The organism is Flavobacterium sp. PMTSA4, from assembly GCF_032098525.1.
In the GTDB taxonomy this organism is placed as follows: Bacteria; Bacteroidota; Bacteroidia; order Flavobacteriales; family Flavobacteriaceae; genus Flavobacterium; species Flavobacterium capsici.
This window is the reverse complement of sequence record NZ_CP134890.1, coordinates 2,319,123-2,333,659: the sequence shown is the minus strand read 5'-3', so window position 1 is coordinate 2,333,659 and position 14,537 is coordinate 2,319,123. Positions and strand designations below refer to the sequence as shown.

The window sequence follows — 14,537 nt, the reverse complement described above, 5'->3', positions numbered from 1 at the left end:
GACATTTTAAATATAATTAAATCATAATAAAACCATCTCCCAAACATCTTCGAAAACGTTTTCGTGTTGACAACTTGTACGTTTTTGAGTTAAAAAATTACATTTTTATGAATAATAAATGGGTAAAATTATCATTTTAGTGGATTGTTAAAAATCACAAAGCATTCAATACTGCCAAAATATCATCTCCATATTTTTCTGCTCTTGTGGTGCCAAAACCAGTTACTTTTCCTAGTTCATACAGTGTGCTTGGATTATTTTTTGCAATATTTATTAAATGAGAATTATGGCAAATTCTAAATGATGACCAATTAATTTTCTCAGCTAAATCATTTCGCCAAGTTCTTAGTGCTTTAAAAATTTTCTTTTCTTTTTCAGTCAAATTATCTTCTGAAATTTGAGCCACTTTTTTATCATTCTTTTCCTTTTTTGGCGCATAAAAAACCACTGCCGACCAATAATCAACAGTGCCATTGGTTACAAAATTGGTAGAAGTTAATTTTACTTCAACCGAATCTAAAAACTCATTCATTCTTGCCTGGTCAGTTTGACAATGCTCTTTATTTAAACGGATATTAAAAACTTTGATATTCATAATACTAAATTTAAGTGATTAAAAAAGCCCAAGCTCCTTTTAAAAAGTCTGGGCTTTTCAACTCATTTTTTATTTCCCTAACAACAAAATATCGTTTGCCACAACTTCAGTAATGTAGCGTTTGTTGCCGTCTTTGTCGTCATAGCTTCGATGGGTCAATTTGCCATCAATGGCAATTTCTTTACCTTTTTTTACATATTTTTCAATGATTTCGGCTGTTTTCCCCCAAGCAGTTACGCGGTGCCATTCGGTTTGTTCTACTTTGTCGCCTTTATCGTTGATGTAATAATCGTTGGTAGCAACAGTAATGTTGGCTACTTTTTTTCCTCCATCAAAAGTTTTTACTTCTGGTTCGTTTCCTACGTTACCAATTAATTGTACTCTGTTTTTCATTGCATTCATGGCGTTTAAATTTTAAATGTTATTGTTATTATTAAAATCGGTTTCTCAGTTCCGACGTGGCAAAGTTGCAACAGCTTCAAAATTTTATTCGGTTATTATCTACTTAATTTCGGTTGTAAATATTTGTAACCGTTTGTAAACGGAAAAAAATGTCGTATATTTGAGTAAATTCAACATATTATGACGCACGATATTAAGACGGTAGAGTTACGAAATTTACAATTGGAAGATTACAAACAATTAAAAACTTCTATGATAGAAGCCTATCCTACTATGGAAAACAGCTACTGGAAAGAAGAACAAATTGAAAAACTTTTAGATATTTTTCCTGAAGGTCAGCTGGTAATTGTGGTTGATGGCAAAGTGGTTGGTTCGGCGCTTTCGTTGATTCTCGATGAAGATTTGGTTGATAAAAATCATGATTATAAAAAAATTACAGGCAATTATACTTTTTCTACCCACAATGATGATGGCGAAATATTGTATGGAATTGATGTTTTTATTCACCCAAATTACAGAGGTTTACGGTTGGGCAGAAGGTTGTATGATGCTAGAAAAGAGCTTTGTGAACAAATGAATCTTAAGGCGATTGTTTTTGCAGGAAGAATTCCAAATTATGCCAAACATGCCGAAGAGCTAACACCCAAAGAATACATAGAAAAAGTAAAAAAGAAAGAAGTTCACGACCAAGTTTTATCGTTTCAGTTGAGTAATGATTTTCACGTTATCCGTGTGATAAAAAATTATTTGGAAGGCGATAAAAAATCGAAAGAATATGCCGTTTTATTAGAATGGAATAATATTTATTACGAAGAAAGTCCAAAGTATTTTAACACTGATAAAAGCATCATCCGATTAGGATTGGTGCAATGGCAGATGCGTTCGCTCAATAATTTGGAAGAATTTTTCAATCAGGCTGAGTTTTTTATCGATGCCGTTTCGGGCTATGAAAGCGATTTTGCTTTGTTCCCAGAGTTGTTTATTGCACCATTAATGGCCGATTACAATCACCTTTCGGAAGCAGAAGCCATTCGCGAATTAGCAAAATATGCCGAACCGATTAAGAAAAAATTTCAAGAATTAGCCATTTCCTATAACATCAATATCATTACCGGAAGCATGCCTTATCTTGATGGCGAACATTTGTATAATGCAGGTTTTCTGTGTAAACGAGATGGTACTTACGAAATGTATCGAAAGATACACATTACGCCTAATGAGGTTTTCCATTGGGGAATAACTGGCGGCGATACTATTCAAACTTTTGACACCGATTGTGGAAAAATTGGAATTATTGTTTGCTATGACGTTGAATTTCCCGAATTGTCGCGCATCATGGCCGATGAAGGCATGAATATTCTTTTTGTTCCCTTCTTGACCGATACCCAAAACGGATACACGCGTGTGAAACATTGTGCACAAGCTCGTGCTATTGAAAACGAGTGCTATGTTGCCATTGCGGGTTGTGTGGGTAATTTACCAAAAGTAAATAACATGGATATTCAGTATGCGCAAGCGGCGGTTTTTACACCATCTGATTTTGCTTTTCCAAGTAATGGTATCAAAGCCGAAGCAACACCAAATACCGAAATGACTCTTATTGTTGATGTTGACCTTGATTTGCTGAAAGAACTTCACGAACACGGAAGCGTAAAAATCATGAAAGACAGAAGACACGATTTGTATAATTTGAAAAAATTAAAGTAGTTATGGATAAAGTCTGTTTAGAATGTGGCGAAAAAATTGTAGGTCGCGAAGACAAAAAGTTTTGCAGCGATGGCTGCCGAAATGCCTACAATAACAAAATAAATAAAGATAGTAATAATTATATGCGAAACATAAATAACAAGTTACGCAAAAATTACCGAATTTTGTCTGAACTTAATACCGAAGGAAAATCAAAAACAACCAAAACCAAGCTTTTAAGCAAAGGATTTGATTTTGAATTTTTGACTAATGTTTTGCATACCAAATCTGGAAACACCTATCATTTTGTATACGATCAAGGATACATGGTTTTAGATAATGATTTTTATATGTTAGTTAAAAAGGACATTTAACAAATTCTGCATGAAAAACAACCAACCCACTATAATTGTTGCCTTACTTTTAACAGCATTACTTTCTGGTATTTTTTATTTCATGATGCCGCAAAGTTATGACAGAAATGAAGCGCCACTTTCTGAATTTTCTACCAAAAGAGCTTTAGAAAAAGTAAAACAGATTTCTAAAAAACCACACTTTATTGGTTCTCAAAACCATGTTTTAGTAGAGCAATATCTACTGAAAGAATTACAGGATTTAGGTTTGCAAACTTCGGTTCAAGAAGGTTTCACGATGACCGAAAAAGGAACTTTAGTAAAATCGAAAAATATTTTAGCCAAAATATCTGGAACCAAAAATTCCAAAGCGTTAGTGCTACTTTCGCACTATGATTCTGCGCCACATTCGTATTCGCATGGCGCTAGCGATGATGCTTCGGGAGTTGCCACTATTTTAGAATCGGTTCGGGCCTTTTTACATAATAAAACCAAACACAAAAACGACATCATTATTCTTTTTACCGATGCGGAAGAAATTGGTTTAAATGGTGCTGCGCTTTTTGTTACGCAACACCAATGGGCAAAAAATGTTGGACTAGTACTGAATTTTGAAGCTCGCGGAAGTTCTGGTCCGAGCTATATGTTGATGGAAACCAACAAAGGAAATTCTAAAATGGTCGATGCTTTCAAAGCTGGAAATGTTGATTATCCGGTTTCCAATTCACTGATGTATAGCATTTATAAAATGCTTCCCAACGATACTGATTTAACTGTTTTTAGAGAAAAAGGTAAAATTCAAGGGTTCAATTTTGCGTTTATTGATAGTCATTTTAATTATCATACGGCTCGAGATAATTATCAAAATTTAGCCAAAAATACTTTAGCGCATCAAGGTAATTACTTGTTTGCTTTAGTGAATTACTTCGCCAACGAAGATTTGAGCAATTTAAACTCAGATAATGACCAAGTGTATTTCAACATTCCGTTTACCATGATGAGTTATCCTTTTTCTTGGATAATTCCAATGTTGTTAGTTGCTTTTGGGTTGTTGATTTTATTCACTTTTGTTGGTTTGGCCAAAAGAGCTTTGCTGTTAGACGAAGTTTTCAAAGGATTTGTGCCGTTTTTTGGTGCATTACTTGCTGCTGGTTTAGTTACTTATATGGGCTGGAAATTACTTTTGAGTTTTTATCCGCAATACGGCGATATTCTTCACGGCTTTACTTATAATGGTCACGATTATGTTTACGCTTTTGTTAGTTTGACACTGGCAATTTGCTTTTTATTCTATAAAAAACCAGCCAAAAAAAGCAGTGCAATGAACCAATTGGTTGCGCCATTACTAATATGGTTACTCATCAACACTGTCATTGCTTTCAAACTAGAAGGCGCAGGATTTTTAATCATTCCGGTGCTTTGTAGCACTTTGATGTTAGCGGTTTATGTATTTACCCAAAGAAGTTTTTGGCTTCTAAACTTAATTTTATCCATTCCTGCTTTAATAATTATTGTTCCGTTTATAACTATGTTCCCAGTTGGTTTAGGGTTAAAAATTCTTTTCGGAAGTTCAATCTTAACGGTTTTAACGTTTACACTATTATTACCTGTTTTTGGGAATTTTGAAAAGAAAAATATTTGGGCAACGCTATTCTTTTTACTTTCCATTGGAATGTTTGTCAAAGCGCATCAAGCTGCTGATTATAGCACCGACCGTCCAAAACCAAACAGTTTAGTATATTTATTAAATGACGATACCAAAAAAGCAAATTGGGCAACTTATGACACTAATTTAGACGAATGGACAAAAGGTTATTTGGGTGAAAAACCAACCGATGCAAAAGCGTTAAACACAAATAAATTGTATAGCAAATATGGTTCGGCTTATACCTTTATGGCAGAAGCACCAACGAAAAATATTCCATCGCCAAACATCGAATTTTTAACCGATTCTATTATTGGAAGTCATCATTTTTATAAAATCAAGATTTCACCAAACCGAAACGTAAATCGTTATGATATTTTTGTGAAAAATGATGTTACCATTCAAAATTTAATTGCCAATGGTGTAAAATCAATTGACTTTGAAAGTAATATTGCTTCAAAAACTTCGGGTAAAATTTTAAGTTATTATATGGTTGAAAATCTTCCGTTAGAATTAGAATTTTCTATCAAAGTCAATGAAAAACTGGATTTAGAACTACTTGAAAGTTCTTTTGATTTACTATCGCATCCCGATTTTACGATTACCAAAAGAAAATCGTGGATGATTCCGATGCCATTTGTTTTAACCGATGCCGTGATTATTAAGCAGAAAATTAAACCTTCAATTAATACGGTTGAGGCGCAAAGTGTTCCTTTTTCTAACCGAAGATTTATGCCTGCTGATAGTTTGAATATTGTAATGGATAGTTTGAAATAATGAGACAAATCTCCATACTTGGTTGCGGTTGGTTGGGTTTACCTTTAGCAAAATCGTTGCTTGAAAAAAGTTTTCAGATTAATGGTTCAACAACTTCTTTGGAAAAAATTTCTGTTTTATCCCAAGCTGGAATTAATGCTTTTCAAATTGAATTGTCTGAAGATAAAATCAAAGGAGATTTTGAAACATTTTTAGAAAATTCAGAGATTCTAATTATTGATATTCCACCAAAATTAAGAGGAAATCATCCTGAAAACTTTGTAAAAAAAGTAGAAACACTTATTCCGTTTATTGAAAAATCAAGTGTTCAAAAAGTAGTTTTTATAAGTTCTACTTCGGTGTATACTGATGATAATTCTTTGATAACGGAAGAAACAAAACCGAAACCCGAAACCGAAAGTGGAAAGCAACTTTTAGAAGCTGAAAATCTTTTAAAAGTAAATTCAAAATTTCAAACTACAGTCATACGTTTTGGAGGATTGATTGGCGAAAACCGACATCCTATTCATTTTTTGGCAGGAAGAAAAAATATTGAAAATCCAGATGCGCCAATAAATTTTATACATCAACAGGACTGTATTGGAGTTATTGAATGTGTTATTGAAAAAGATATTTGGAGCGAAACTTTTAATGCAGTTTCTCCATTTCACCCAACTAGAAAAGACTATTATACACAAAAAGCAGTTGAGTTAAATTTAACTATTCCTGAATTTGAAATCAACAAAAAATCTGTTGGAAAAACTATTTCTTCAACAAAAATCGAAACCATTTTAAACTATACTTTTCAAAAATCTGAATTATGAATTTTAATGATTTGATTGGAACTATTGGTGTTGGAATTATTCTTCTTGCTTATTTTTTGAATATTTTTTCCTTGATAAAAAAAGACGGCATTCTATTTTATTCGATGAATATTATTGGTGCAAGCATTGCTTGTTTTGCGTCAATTTTAATAAACTATATGCCATTTATAATTTTGGAAGCAACATGGGCAATTGTTAGTATTGTTGGCTTATTAAAAGCCATAAAAAAACCTCAAGCATCAACTTGAGGTTTTTTGTTTATACTATAATTAGCTTACCAAATCAAAACTCTTTTTTCTGGCGCAACATACATTCCATCTCCAGGTTTAATACCAAAAGCTTGGTGGAAGGTTTCTAAATTTAATAATGGTACATAACCACGATACATTCCTGGTGAATGCGGATCGGTTTTCACTTGATTTTTGATGGCTTCATCACGCATTTTACTTCTCCAAATGGTTGCCCAAGATATAAATAATCGTTGTTCTGGTGTAAATCCATCTATTTTTCCAGGATTTCCATTTTCTTTTAAATACAATTGTAAACCATCATAAGCTGCGTTAATTCCTCCTAAATCACCAATGTTTTCACCTAATGTAAATTTACCATCAACTTTAATTCCAGGTAATGGTTCTAATGCTGAATATTGATCAGCTAAAGCAGTTCCTAATGATGTAAATTGTTTCAAATCTTCATCTGTCCACCAATTAACTAAGTTTCCATCAGCATTATATCTTGCTCCTGAATCGTCAAATCCATGAGAGATTTCGTGCCCAATTACTGCTCCAATTCCACCATAATTTACTGCTTCATCAGCTTTGTAATCATAAAATGGTGGTTGCAAAATAGCTGCTGGGAAAACAATTTCATTATTGGATGGATTGAAATAAGCATTTACCGTTTGAGGCGACATTCCCCATTCTGTTTTATCAACTGGTTTTCCTAGTTTTTCAATATTCTTTTTGAAATTCCATTCAGAAATCAACAATGAATTATCGAAATAAGTTCCGCCTTCAGCTGGACTTTTAACTACCAAAGCCGAATAATCTTTCCATTTATCAGGATAACCAATTTTTATGGTCATTTTGTTTAACTTTTCGATGGCACTTTTCTTTGTTTCTGGCGACATCCAAGTTAAATTGTTGATTCTAGCTTCATAAGCGCGAATAACATTTTTAATCATTTTTTGTGCTTTCTCTTTAGCAGCAGCTGGGAACATTTTTTCTACATACAATTTCCCTAAAGCTTCACCTGTTGCACCATTTATTACTTGAAGTGCGCCTTCATCTCTAGGCCTTTGTTTGATAGCGCCATTTAATGTTTTACTGTAAAAATCCCAATTCGCTTTATCCAATTCAGTTGACAAATTATCCGCAGCTTTGTTTAAAGCTGTCCATCGCATATAAGCTTTCCAGTCTTCTAACTTATTAGCTGTTAAAATTTCTTGAAGCGCTGCCATGTATTTTGGTTGTGAAACAATTAATGTATCCACTTTTGGCAAACCAATTCCTGTAATTTGTTTTTCCCAATTGATTGCTGGAGTTAACTTTTGCAATTCAGCAATTGTCATTGGATTGTATGATTTTCTTCTGTCTCTACGTTCTACTCTATCAAATCTAGGTTTAGACATTTCGATTTCTAAAGCTAATATTTTTTCAGCATTCTTTTTTGCAACTTCTGGTTTATCACCAATATATTGTAACATTCTAGCAACATGCTGAACATATTTTTCGCGTTTTTCTTTAGAATCAGCATCATCAGAGACATAATAATCTCTATCGGGTAAACCTAATGAACCTGGACCAACGTAAACAACATTTCTGCTGCTGTTTTTAGCATCTGTTCCAACTCCAACTCCAAAGAAACCAACACCGCCTTTTGAAGCCATTTCAATCATTAAGTTTTGTAAATCGGATACACTTTTAACGGCATCAATTTTTGCTAAATAAGGTTTTAAAGGTTTAATTCCTGCTTTATTTCTTGCAACAGTATCCATAATCGATTTGTACAGATTGATTGCTTTCCCTTGATCTGTATCCGATTTGTATTTTGGATTTTTTGAAGCTTCGGCTAGAATTGCTAAAGCATCGGCGTCAGTCTTTTTTCTTAATTCGTCAAAACTTCCCCAACGAGTTCTGTCGGCAGGGATTTCGGTATTTTTTAACCATGTTCCGTTAACGAAATTGAAAAAATCATCTTTTGGACTGACCGAAGTATCCATTAAAGATAAATCAATTCCAACTCCTTTTTGCTGCGCATTGTTTTGATTGTAGCTTAATGCTGCCATCAAAAGAATTGCGATTTTAGTAGATTTTGAAATCATATTTTTGTGTTTTAATAGGTTTTTACAAATTTATTTTTTAATTCTCTTATTTTCTTCAATTTAACAAAATTATATGACTTGATTAGCACAATTTTGTTACAAAAAAGGGATTGCTTTTGTACTTTTGCAAAAAAAAATGCTTTCTTTTTTTAAAAAATACCGTCTTTTTTTCATCGGATTATTACTCTTTTCGATAATAACTATTTCTCTTTTTTACTCAGCATTAAAGCCGAAGAAATCATTACCTATATATAATCCTTCAGATGTAAATCCAGAATTGGTTGATAGCACAGTTCAATATGTTAGTAAATATCACACTATAGCTGACTTTAGTTTTACTAATCAAAACGGAAAAACAATTACTCAAAAAGATTATGAAGGTAAAATTTATGTGGCTGATTTTTTCTTTACAACTTGTCAATCTATATGCCCAAAAATGACCGCCAACATGGCTGATGTTCAAAAAGCTATTTTGGAGAATCCAAAAGTAATGTTGCTTTCGCATACTGTTACACCAGAAATTGATAGCGTTCTCGTTTTGAAAAAATACGCGCTTGAAAAAGGAGTTGTTGATAGCAAATGGAATTTAGTTACTGGCGATAAAAAAGACATTTACACCATGGCTAGAAAATCGTATTTAGCTGTAAAATTGGGTAAGCCAGAAGAACTTTATGATATGGTTCATACTGAAAATTTTGTGCTTGTTGATAGTAAAAGAAGAGTTCGTGGTTTTTATGACGGAACTAATCCCGATGAAATTAAGAAGCTGATTGAAGACATCAATTGGCTTTCTACAAATGAATAAATTCTTATCAAATGATTAAAATCAATTCTTATTCCATAAATAATTGTTACTTTTGCCTTAAATTTATTCAATCTAAATAAGTATTGAAAACTACCGTTGATTTATTAAAAAGAGGCGACAAAGCTCTAATTATCCAAATAGATACAGACAAAATTCCATTGAAATTGCTAGAAATGGGATGTTTGCCTGGAAATCAATTGGAAGTTGTTCAAATTGCTCCTTTTGGTGATCCAATATATTTAAACGTAAATAACGGTTCGCATCTTGCTATTAGGCTTGAAACTGCTTCAGAAATTGAAGTTGAAATTCTTGAAAAATAATCCATGAAAAGCCATCAAAATATAAATGTTGCTTTAATTGGAAATCCTAATACGGGTAAAACTTCTGTTTTCAACCAACTGACTGGTTTAAATCAACAAGTTGGAAATTATCCTGGCATTACCGTTGATAAAAAGCTTGGTTTTTGCAAATTGCCAAACAATATCAAAGCAAATATTCTTGATTTACCTGGAACTTACAGTTTAAACGCAAGTTCAATTGATGAAAATGTGGTAATTGAACTATTGTTGAATAAAAATGATAAATTATTTCCTGATGTTGCGGTTGTAGTTACTGATGTTGAAAATTTGAAAAGAAACTTATTGCTTTTTACTCAAATTAAAGACTTAGAAATTCCAACTATTTTGGTCATAAACATGGCCGACAGAATGAAACGCAAAGGTATTTTTCTAGATATTCCTTTTTTAGAAGAGCAATTAAAAACTAAAATAGTCTTAGTAAGTACTCGACAAGGAATTGGAATATCCGATTTAAAAAATGCAATTGTAGATTATAAAAATTTATCTACTGAACCGTGCTTAAACTCATCTACAATTGATACTGAATATTTTGATAAGCTCAGAAAAGCATTCCCAAATCAATTGTTATACAAACTTTGGTTAGTTATTACTCAAGATGTAAACTTTTTGAATTTAGAGCGAAATGAAATCAGAAGTTCATTCACAAAATCGCACTCTGATTTAAAACGTTTACAACAAAAAGAAACAATAAAGCGTTATCAATTTATAAACGATACTTTAAAAATTGGTCAAAAAATTGATGTAACGAAAGCAACAGACATAAGAGCAAAATTAGATAGAATTTTAACTCACAAAGTATTTGGCTATCTAATATTTTTTGGCATTTTACTCTTAATTTTTCAATCTATTTTTGATTGGTCAAGTGTTCCGATGGATTGGATAGATACTGCATTTGCAAATCTTGCTTCTTACACAAAAAATCATCTTGCTCCGGGTGAATTTACCGATTTGATTAGTGAAGGAATCATTCCTGGAATTGGTGGAATTGTTATTTTCATTCCACAAATTGCTTTCCTTTTTCTGTTCATTTCTGTACTTGAAGAAAGTGGTTATATGAGTCGTGTTGTCTTTTTAATGGATAAAATTATGCGACGATATGGACTTTCTGGAAAAAGTATTGTTCCGTTAATTTCTGGAACTGCTTGTGCAATTCCTGCAATTATGGGTGCAAGAAATATTGAAAACTGGAAAGAACGATTAATCACAATTCTCGTAACTCCGTTTATAACTTGTTCTGCTCGATTGCCTGTCTATGCTATTTTAATTGCTTTAATAATTCCAGATAAAAGAATTCTAGGTTTGTTTAGTTTACAAGGCGCAACCTTAATGATTTTGTATCTATTAGGTTTTGGTATGGCTATATTTTCAGCTTTTATTTTGAATAAAATATTGAAGTTTAAAACCAAGACTTACTTTGTAGTTGAAATGCCGAGTTATAAAATTCCGTTGTTCAAAAACATTGCTATTAATGTTATTGAAAAAACCAAAGCCTTCGTTTTTGGCGCTGGAAAAATTATTCTTGCTATTTCTATTGTACTTTGGTTTTTAGGTTCGCATGGTCCAGGAAATGATTTTAAAAATGCACAACAAATAGTTGAAAAAGATGTTTACAATAGTAACCAAAAAATGAATCCATCTGTCATTACAGATAAAGTTTCTGAATACAAATTAGAAAACTCATATATTGGAATTATCGGAAAAACAATGGAACCTGTGATAAAACCTTTGGGTTACGATTGGAAAATTGGTATTGCGGTAATAAGTTCTTTTGCAGCACGTGAAGTTTTTGTTGGTACTTTGGCAACCATTTACAGTGTTGGAAGTCACAGCGATGAAGAAACTACCATCAAAAAAAGAATGGAAGCCGAAGTTCATCCTGATGGTTCCAAAATATTCAATTTTGCTACTGGAATATCATTATTACTTTTCTATGCTTTTGCAATGCAATGTGTAAGTACTCTAGCCATCGTAAAAAAAGAAACGAATTCTTGGAAATGGCCAATAATTCAATTGTTTTTCATGAGTGGTTTTGCTTATATCACAGCATTAATTGCTTATCAATTTTTAAAATAAAACCATGAATATTCAAGAAATACTTGTTTACATTTCGTTAGGAGTTGCCATTGGTTTTTTGATAACTAAATTTATCTGGAAACCAAAATCGAAGAAAAAATCAGGTTGTGATAAAGACGATTGTGGTTGTCATTAATTTTTAACAATCAATAATGGAATAGAAATTTTGTGACGCAACTTATTTACTGTTGTTCCAAAAAGTAAGTCTTTAATTCCGGTATGTCCGTGTGTTCCCATTACCAAAACATCAAAATTACCTTCATTAATTATCATTGGTATTGATTTATCTGGTTTTCCAAATCCTAACTTAGTCTCAACTTTGAATCCTTTTCCCGTTAGAATATCTTTATATTCATGCAGTAATCTTTCATCAATAGACGTTTCGTGGTCATCTGTTTTTTCACCATACATAATTGCTCCAACGGTTTCAACAATATGAATCAAAGTATAATTAGCTTCTTTTCCACCAAGTTCTATCGCTGAATTTAAAGCAATTTCATCGGCGGTTGAAAAATCAACTGAAACTGCAATCTCTTTTTTATCAGAAGCTTTAGTTTGTTCAAAATTTAATTTCAGTAAATGCGGTGAATGATTTTCAATATTGTTTTTGGCCTTTGTTACAAATGGTTTAAAAATGATATAAAGCAACAAAATTAAGAACCCAAAAGTAATTGGAACAACTGTCAACCAAATAATCATAGGGTTTTCAGATGCTCCAAGCCAACCGTTTATTTCATCAAAAACTAATTTCCCGTTTAATGAAACTATAATTAATGCGATTAACCAAGCAGCTATTTGGGTTACTTTTCCAATGTGAAAACCTTTCATTTTAGATTTATCGCTAACAAAATGTATTAATGGAATAATTGCAAAACCTAACTGCAAACTCAAGACTACTTGACTAAGAATAAGAAGTTTACCTGTTACACTTTCTCCAAAATATAAAATAGTTACAACTGCTGGAACTATGGCAATTAATCGTGTAATTATTCTTCGAACCCAAGGTTGAATTCTCAAATTTAAATAACCTTCCATAACTATTTGTCCAGCCAATGTTCCTGTAATTGTTGAGCTTTGTCCAGCTGCAATTAAAGCTACTGCAAATAAAATTGGCGCCCATTGTGTTCCTAAAAGTGGTTCTAATAATTTATGTGCATCTTGAATTTCAGCAACTTCAAACATTCCATTTTTATAAAAAGTTGCAGCTGCTAAAATTAAAATTGCTGCATTTACAAAGAATGCCAAATTCAAAGCTATAGCACTATCCATAAAATTATATTTCAATGCTTGCTTAATTCCTTCTTTGCTTCTATCAAATTTTCGAGTTTGAACTAATGATGAATGTAAGTATAAATTATGCGGCATTACTGTTGCTCCAATAATTCCAATTGCAATATACAAAGCTGCTTCACCAGGTAAACTTGGCACTAATCCCCCAAAAATTTTAGTAACTTCTGGTTGAGCAAAAATCATTTCAAAAACAAACGAAAATCCAATAACAGCAACTAATGCAATGATAAAAGCTTCCATTTTTCGCATTCCTTTATTAATCAGGAATAATAAAATAAACGTATCTAAAACTGTTATTAAAACGCCATTAATCAATGAAATGTCAAAAAGTAAATTCAATCCAATTGCCATTCCTAAAACTTCGGCTAAATCACAAGCAGCAATGGCAATTTCTGCCAAAAAATAGAGTATGTAATTAATAAATGGAGAATATGTTTCTCTAGAAGCTTGTGCTAAATCTCTTTGTGTAACAATTCCTAATCTTGCGCTCAAACTTTGAAGCAATAACGCCATAATGTTACTCATTAACAAAACCCAAATTAATGCATATCCAAACTGACTTCCACCTGCCAAATCGGTTGCCCAATTTCCCGGATCCATATAACCAACAGAAATTAAATAAGCAGGTCCAAAAAATGCTAAAATCTTTCGAAAAGTAGATTTTTTTCCTTGCGTTGCAACTGATTGATTTACTTCTTCTAAAGACTTTGTCATAATGTATTATTTTTTACAAATAAATTTCTGGCTATTTTATTTGAGATAATTAATGTTTTGCTATTAATTTCAATGGTTAAGGTTTCATCAAATTGTTCTTTATTGATAACCTTTAATTTAGAACCCAAAGCTATATTCTGTTTGTCTAAATACTGTAAAAACTCAGATGATGAATCTTTCACGCCAACACATTGATATTCTTTATTCAATTCTGATTCAGACAACAACAACTTTGTTACCTTTTGAATTTCACCTTTTTCATTAGGAATTGGATCACCATGTGGATCAAAGGCAGGAAATCCAAGAAATTCGTCTAATTTATGAACTAAAGATTCTGATTTTATATGTTCTAATTCTTCCGCAATTTCGTGAACTTCATCCCAAGGGAAACCTAATTTTTCTACTAAAAAAACTTCCCAAAGGCGATGCTTCCTAACTATCATTTTAGCTGATGCAACACCTTTTGGCGTTAAAGTAACACCTTGATATTTTTGATAAATTACTAATTCTTTTTCCGAAAGTTTCTTCATCATATCGGTAACCGATGATGCTTTGGTTTCAAGCATTCCTGCAATGGCATTAGTGTTGATGCCTTTTGGAGAAACCAACGAAAGATGATAAATTACTTTCAAATAGTTTTCTTCTGAAATTGTCATTTAGAATTATTTTAAGGCAAAAGTAGAAATAATTTTTATAAGTTTAAATAAATTTT

At 32.2% G+C, this 14,537-nt stretch carries 14 protein-coding genes; 9 read left to right on the top strand and 5 right to left on the bottom strand.

Annotated features, from left to right (window positions below; all coding sequences use genetic code 11):
• Positions 1-154 precede the first annotated feature (154 nt).
• Positions 155-595: an HRDC domain-containing protein gene (locus RN605_RS10700; RefSeq protein ID WP_313324673.1), complete on the bottom strand. Its 441-nt coding sequence runs from the start codon at positions 593-595 to the stop codon at positions 155-157.
• Positions 596-664: 69 nt separating this feature from the next.
• Positions 665-997 carry a single-stranded DNA-binding protein gene (locus tag RN605_RS10695; RefSeq protein WP_313324672.1) on the bottom strand — a complete coding sequence of 111 codons (333 nt, stop codon included), beginning with the start codon at positions 995-997 and terminating at the stop codon, positions 665-667.
• Between the two features lie 180 nt (positions 998-1,177).
• Here RN605_RS10695 and RN605_RS10690 point away from each other — a divergent pair, with 180 nt between their 5' ends.
• Genes RN605_RS10690 through RN605_RS10670 form a run of 5 tightly spaced genes read left to right on the top strand, consistent with a single transcriptional unit; the run spans position 1,178 to position 6,509 of the window.
• Positions 1,178-2,704, top strand: a complete 1,527-nt coding sequence (locus RN605_RS10690) for a bifunctional GNAT family N-acetyltransferase/carbon-nitrogen hydrolase family protein (RefSeq protein ID WP_313324671.1) — start codon at positions 1,178-1,180, stop codon at positions 2,702-2,704.
• A 2-nt stretch (positions 2,705-2,706) separates the two neighbouring features.
• Positions 2,707-3,057, top strand: coding sequence for a hypothetical protein (locus RN605_RS10685; protein WP_313324670.1), 351 nt, complete (start codon positions 2,707-2,709; stop codon positions 3,055-3,057).
• Between the two features lie 10 nt (positions 3,058-3,067).
• The gene (locus tag RN605_RS10680; protein ID WP_313324669.1) at positions 3,068-5,458 is read left to right on the top strand and encodes a M20/M25/M40 family metallo-hydrolase; all 2,391 of its coding nucleotides are present in this window, start codon (positions 3,068-3,070) and stop codon (positions 5,456-5,458) included.
• Positions 5,458-6,261: an NAD(P)H-binding protein gene (locus RN605_RS10675; RefSeq protein WP_313324668.1), complete on the top strand. Its 804-nt coding sequence runs from the start codon at positions 5,458-5,460 to the stop codon at positions 6,259-6,261. Before RN605_RS10680 ends, RN605_RS10675 begins: the two co-directional genes overlap by 1 nt.
• Entirely contained in the window at positions 6,258-6,509 is a 252-nt protein-coding gene (locus tag RN605_RS10670; protein WP_313324667.1) for a CBU_0592 family membrane protein, read from the top strand. Before RN605_RS10675 ends, RN605_RS10670 begins: the two co-directional genes overlap by 4 nt.
• 26 nt (positions 6,510-6,535) lie before the next feature.
• On the opposite strand, the gene RN605_RS10665 is transcribed toward RN605_RS10670, so the two are convergent.
• Positions 6,536-8,584, bottom strand: a complete 2,049-nt coding sequence (locus tag RN605_RS10665; RefSeq protein WP_394853503.1) for a M13 family metallopeptidase — start codon at positions 8,582-8,584, stop codon at positions 6,536-6,538.
• 136 nt (positions 8,585-8,720) lie between these two features.
• Here RN605_RS10665 and RN605_RS10660 point away from each other — a divergent pair, with 136 nt between their 5' ends.
• From RN605_RS10660 to RN605_RS10645, 4 genes are all read left to right on the top strand, one after another.
• Positions 8,721-9,389, top strand: a complete 669-nt coding sequence (locus RN605_RS10660) for an SCO family protein (protein ID WP_313324666.1) — start codon at positions 8,721-8,723, stop codon at positions 9,387-9,389.
• Positions 9,390-9,472: 83 nt separating this feature from the next.
• Positions 9,473-9,709, top strand: a complete 237-nt coding sequence (locus tag RN605_RS10655) for a FeoA family protein (RefSeq protein WP_313324664.1) — start codon at positions 9,473-9,475, stop codon at positions 9,707-9,709.
• A 3-nt stretch (positions 9,710-9,712) separates the two neighbouring features.
• A complete protein-coding gene (gene feoB, locus RN605_RS10650) occupies positions 9,713-11,821 on the top strand; it encodes a ferrous iron transport protein B (protein ID WP_313324663.1) in 2,109 nt (702 codons plus the stop codon).
• 4 nt (positions 11,822-11,825) lie between these two features.
• Positions 11,826-11,957 carry a FeoB-associated Cys-rich membrane protein gene (locus RN605_RS10645; protein WP_313324662.1) on the top strand — a complete coding sequence of 44 codons (132 nt, stop codon included), beginning with the start codon at positions 11,826-11,828 and terminating at the stop codon, positions 11,955-11,957.
• Here RN605_RS10645 and RN605_RS10640 read toward each other — a convergent pair.
• Complete coding sequence (locus tag RN605_RS10640) at positions 11,954-13,825, bottom strand: Nramp family divalent metal transporter (protein ID WP_313324661.1); 1,872 nt, start codon at positions 13,823-13,825, stop codon at positions 11,954-11,956. The genes RN605_RS10645 and RN605_RS10640 overlap by 4 nt on opposite strands.
• The gene (locus RN605_RS10635; protein WP_313324660.1) at positions 13,822-14,481 is read right to left on the bottom strand and encodes a metal-dependent transcriptional regulator; all 660 of its coding nucleotides are present in this window, start codon (positions 14,479-14,481) and stop codon (positions 13,822-13,824) included. Before RN605_RS10635 ends, RN605_RS10640 begins: the two co-directional genes overlap by 4 nt.
• Between the last annotated feature and the right edge of the window lie 56 nt (positions 14,482-14,537).

Coding starts and splice junctions, on each gene's coding strand:
- RN605_RS10645 (WP_313324662.1), top strand. CDS start 11,826: ATGAATATTCAAGAAATACTTGTTTACATTTCGTTAGGAGTTGCCATT.
- feoB (WP_313324663.1), top strand. CDS start 9,713: ATGAAAAGCCATCAAAATATAAATGTTGCTTTAATTGGAAATCCTAAT.
- RN605_RS10700 (WP_313324673.1), bottom strand. CDS start 595: ATGAATATCAAAGTTTTTAATATCCGTTTAAATAAAGAGCATTGTCAA.
- RN605_RS10670 (WP_313324667.1), top strand. CDS start 6,258: ATGAATTTTAATGATTTGATTGGAACTATTGGTGTTGGAATTATTCTT.
- RN605_RS10680 (WP_313324669.1), top strand. CDS start 3,068: ATGAAAAACAACCAACCCACTATAATTGTTGCCTTACTTTTAACAGCA.
- RN605_RS10690 (WP_313324671.1), top strand. CDS start 1,178: ATGACGCACGATATTAAGACGGTAGAGTTACGAAATTTACAATTGGAA.
- RN605_RS10665 (WP_394853503.1), bottom strand. CDS start 8,584: ATGATTTCAAAATCTACTAAAATCGCAATTCTTTTGATGGCAGCATTA.
- RN605_RS10660 (WP_313324666.1), top strand. CDS start 8,721: ATGCTTTCTTTTTTTAAAAAATACCGTCTTTTTTTCATCGGATTATTA.
- RN605_RS10640 (WP_313324661.1), bottom strand. CDS start 13,825: ATGACAAAGTCTTTAGAAGAAGTAAATCAATCAGTTGCAACGCAAGGA.
- RN605_RS10695 (WP_313324672.1), bottom strand. CDS start 997: ATGAATGCAATGAAAAACAGAGTACAATTAATTGGTAACGTAGGAAAC.
- RN605_RS10635 (WP_313324660.1), bottom strand. CDS start 14,481: ATGACAATTTCAGAAGAAAACTATTTGAAAGTAATTTATCATCTTTCG.
- RN605_RS10675 (WP_313324668.1), top strand. CDS start 5,458: ATGAGACAAATCTCCATACTTGGTTGCGGTTGGTTGGGTTTACCTTTA.
- RN605_RS10685 (WP_313324670.1), top strand. CDS start 2,707: ATGGATAAAGTCTGTTTAGAATGTGGCGAAAAAATTGTAGGTCGCGAA.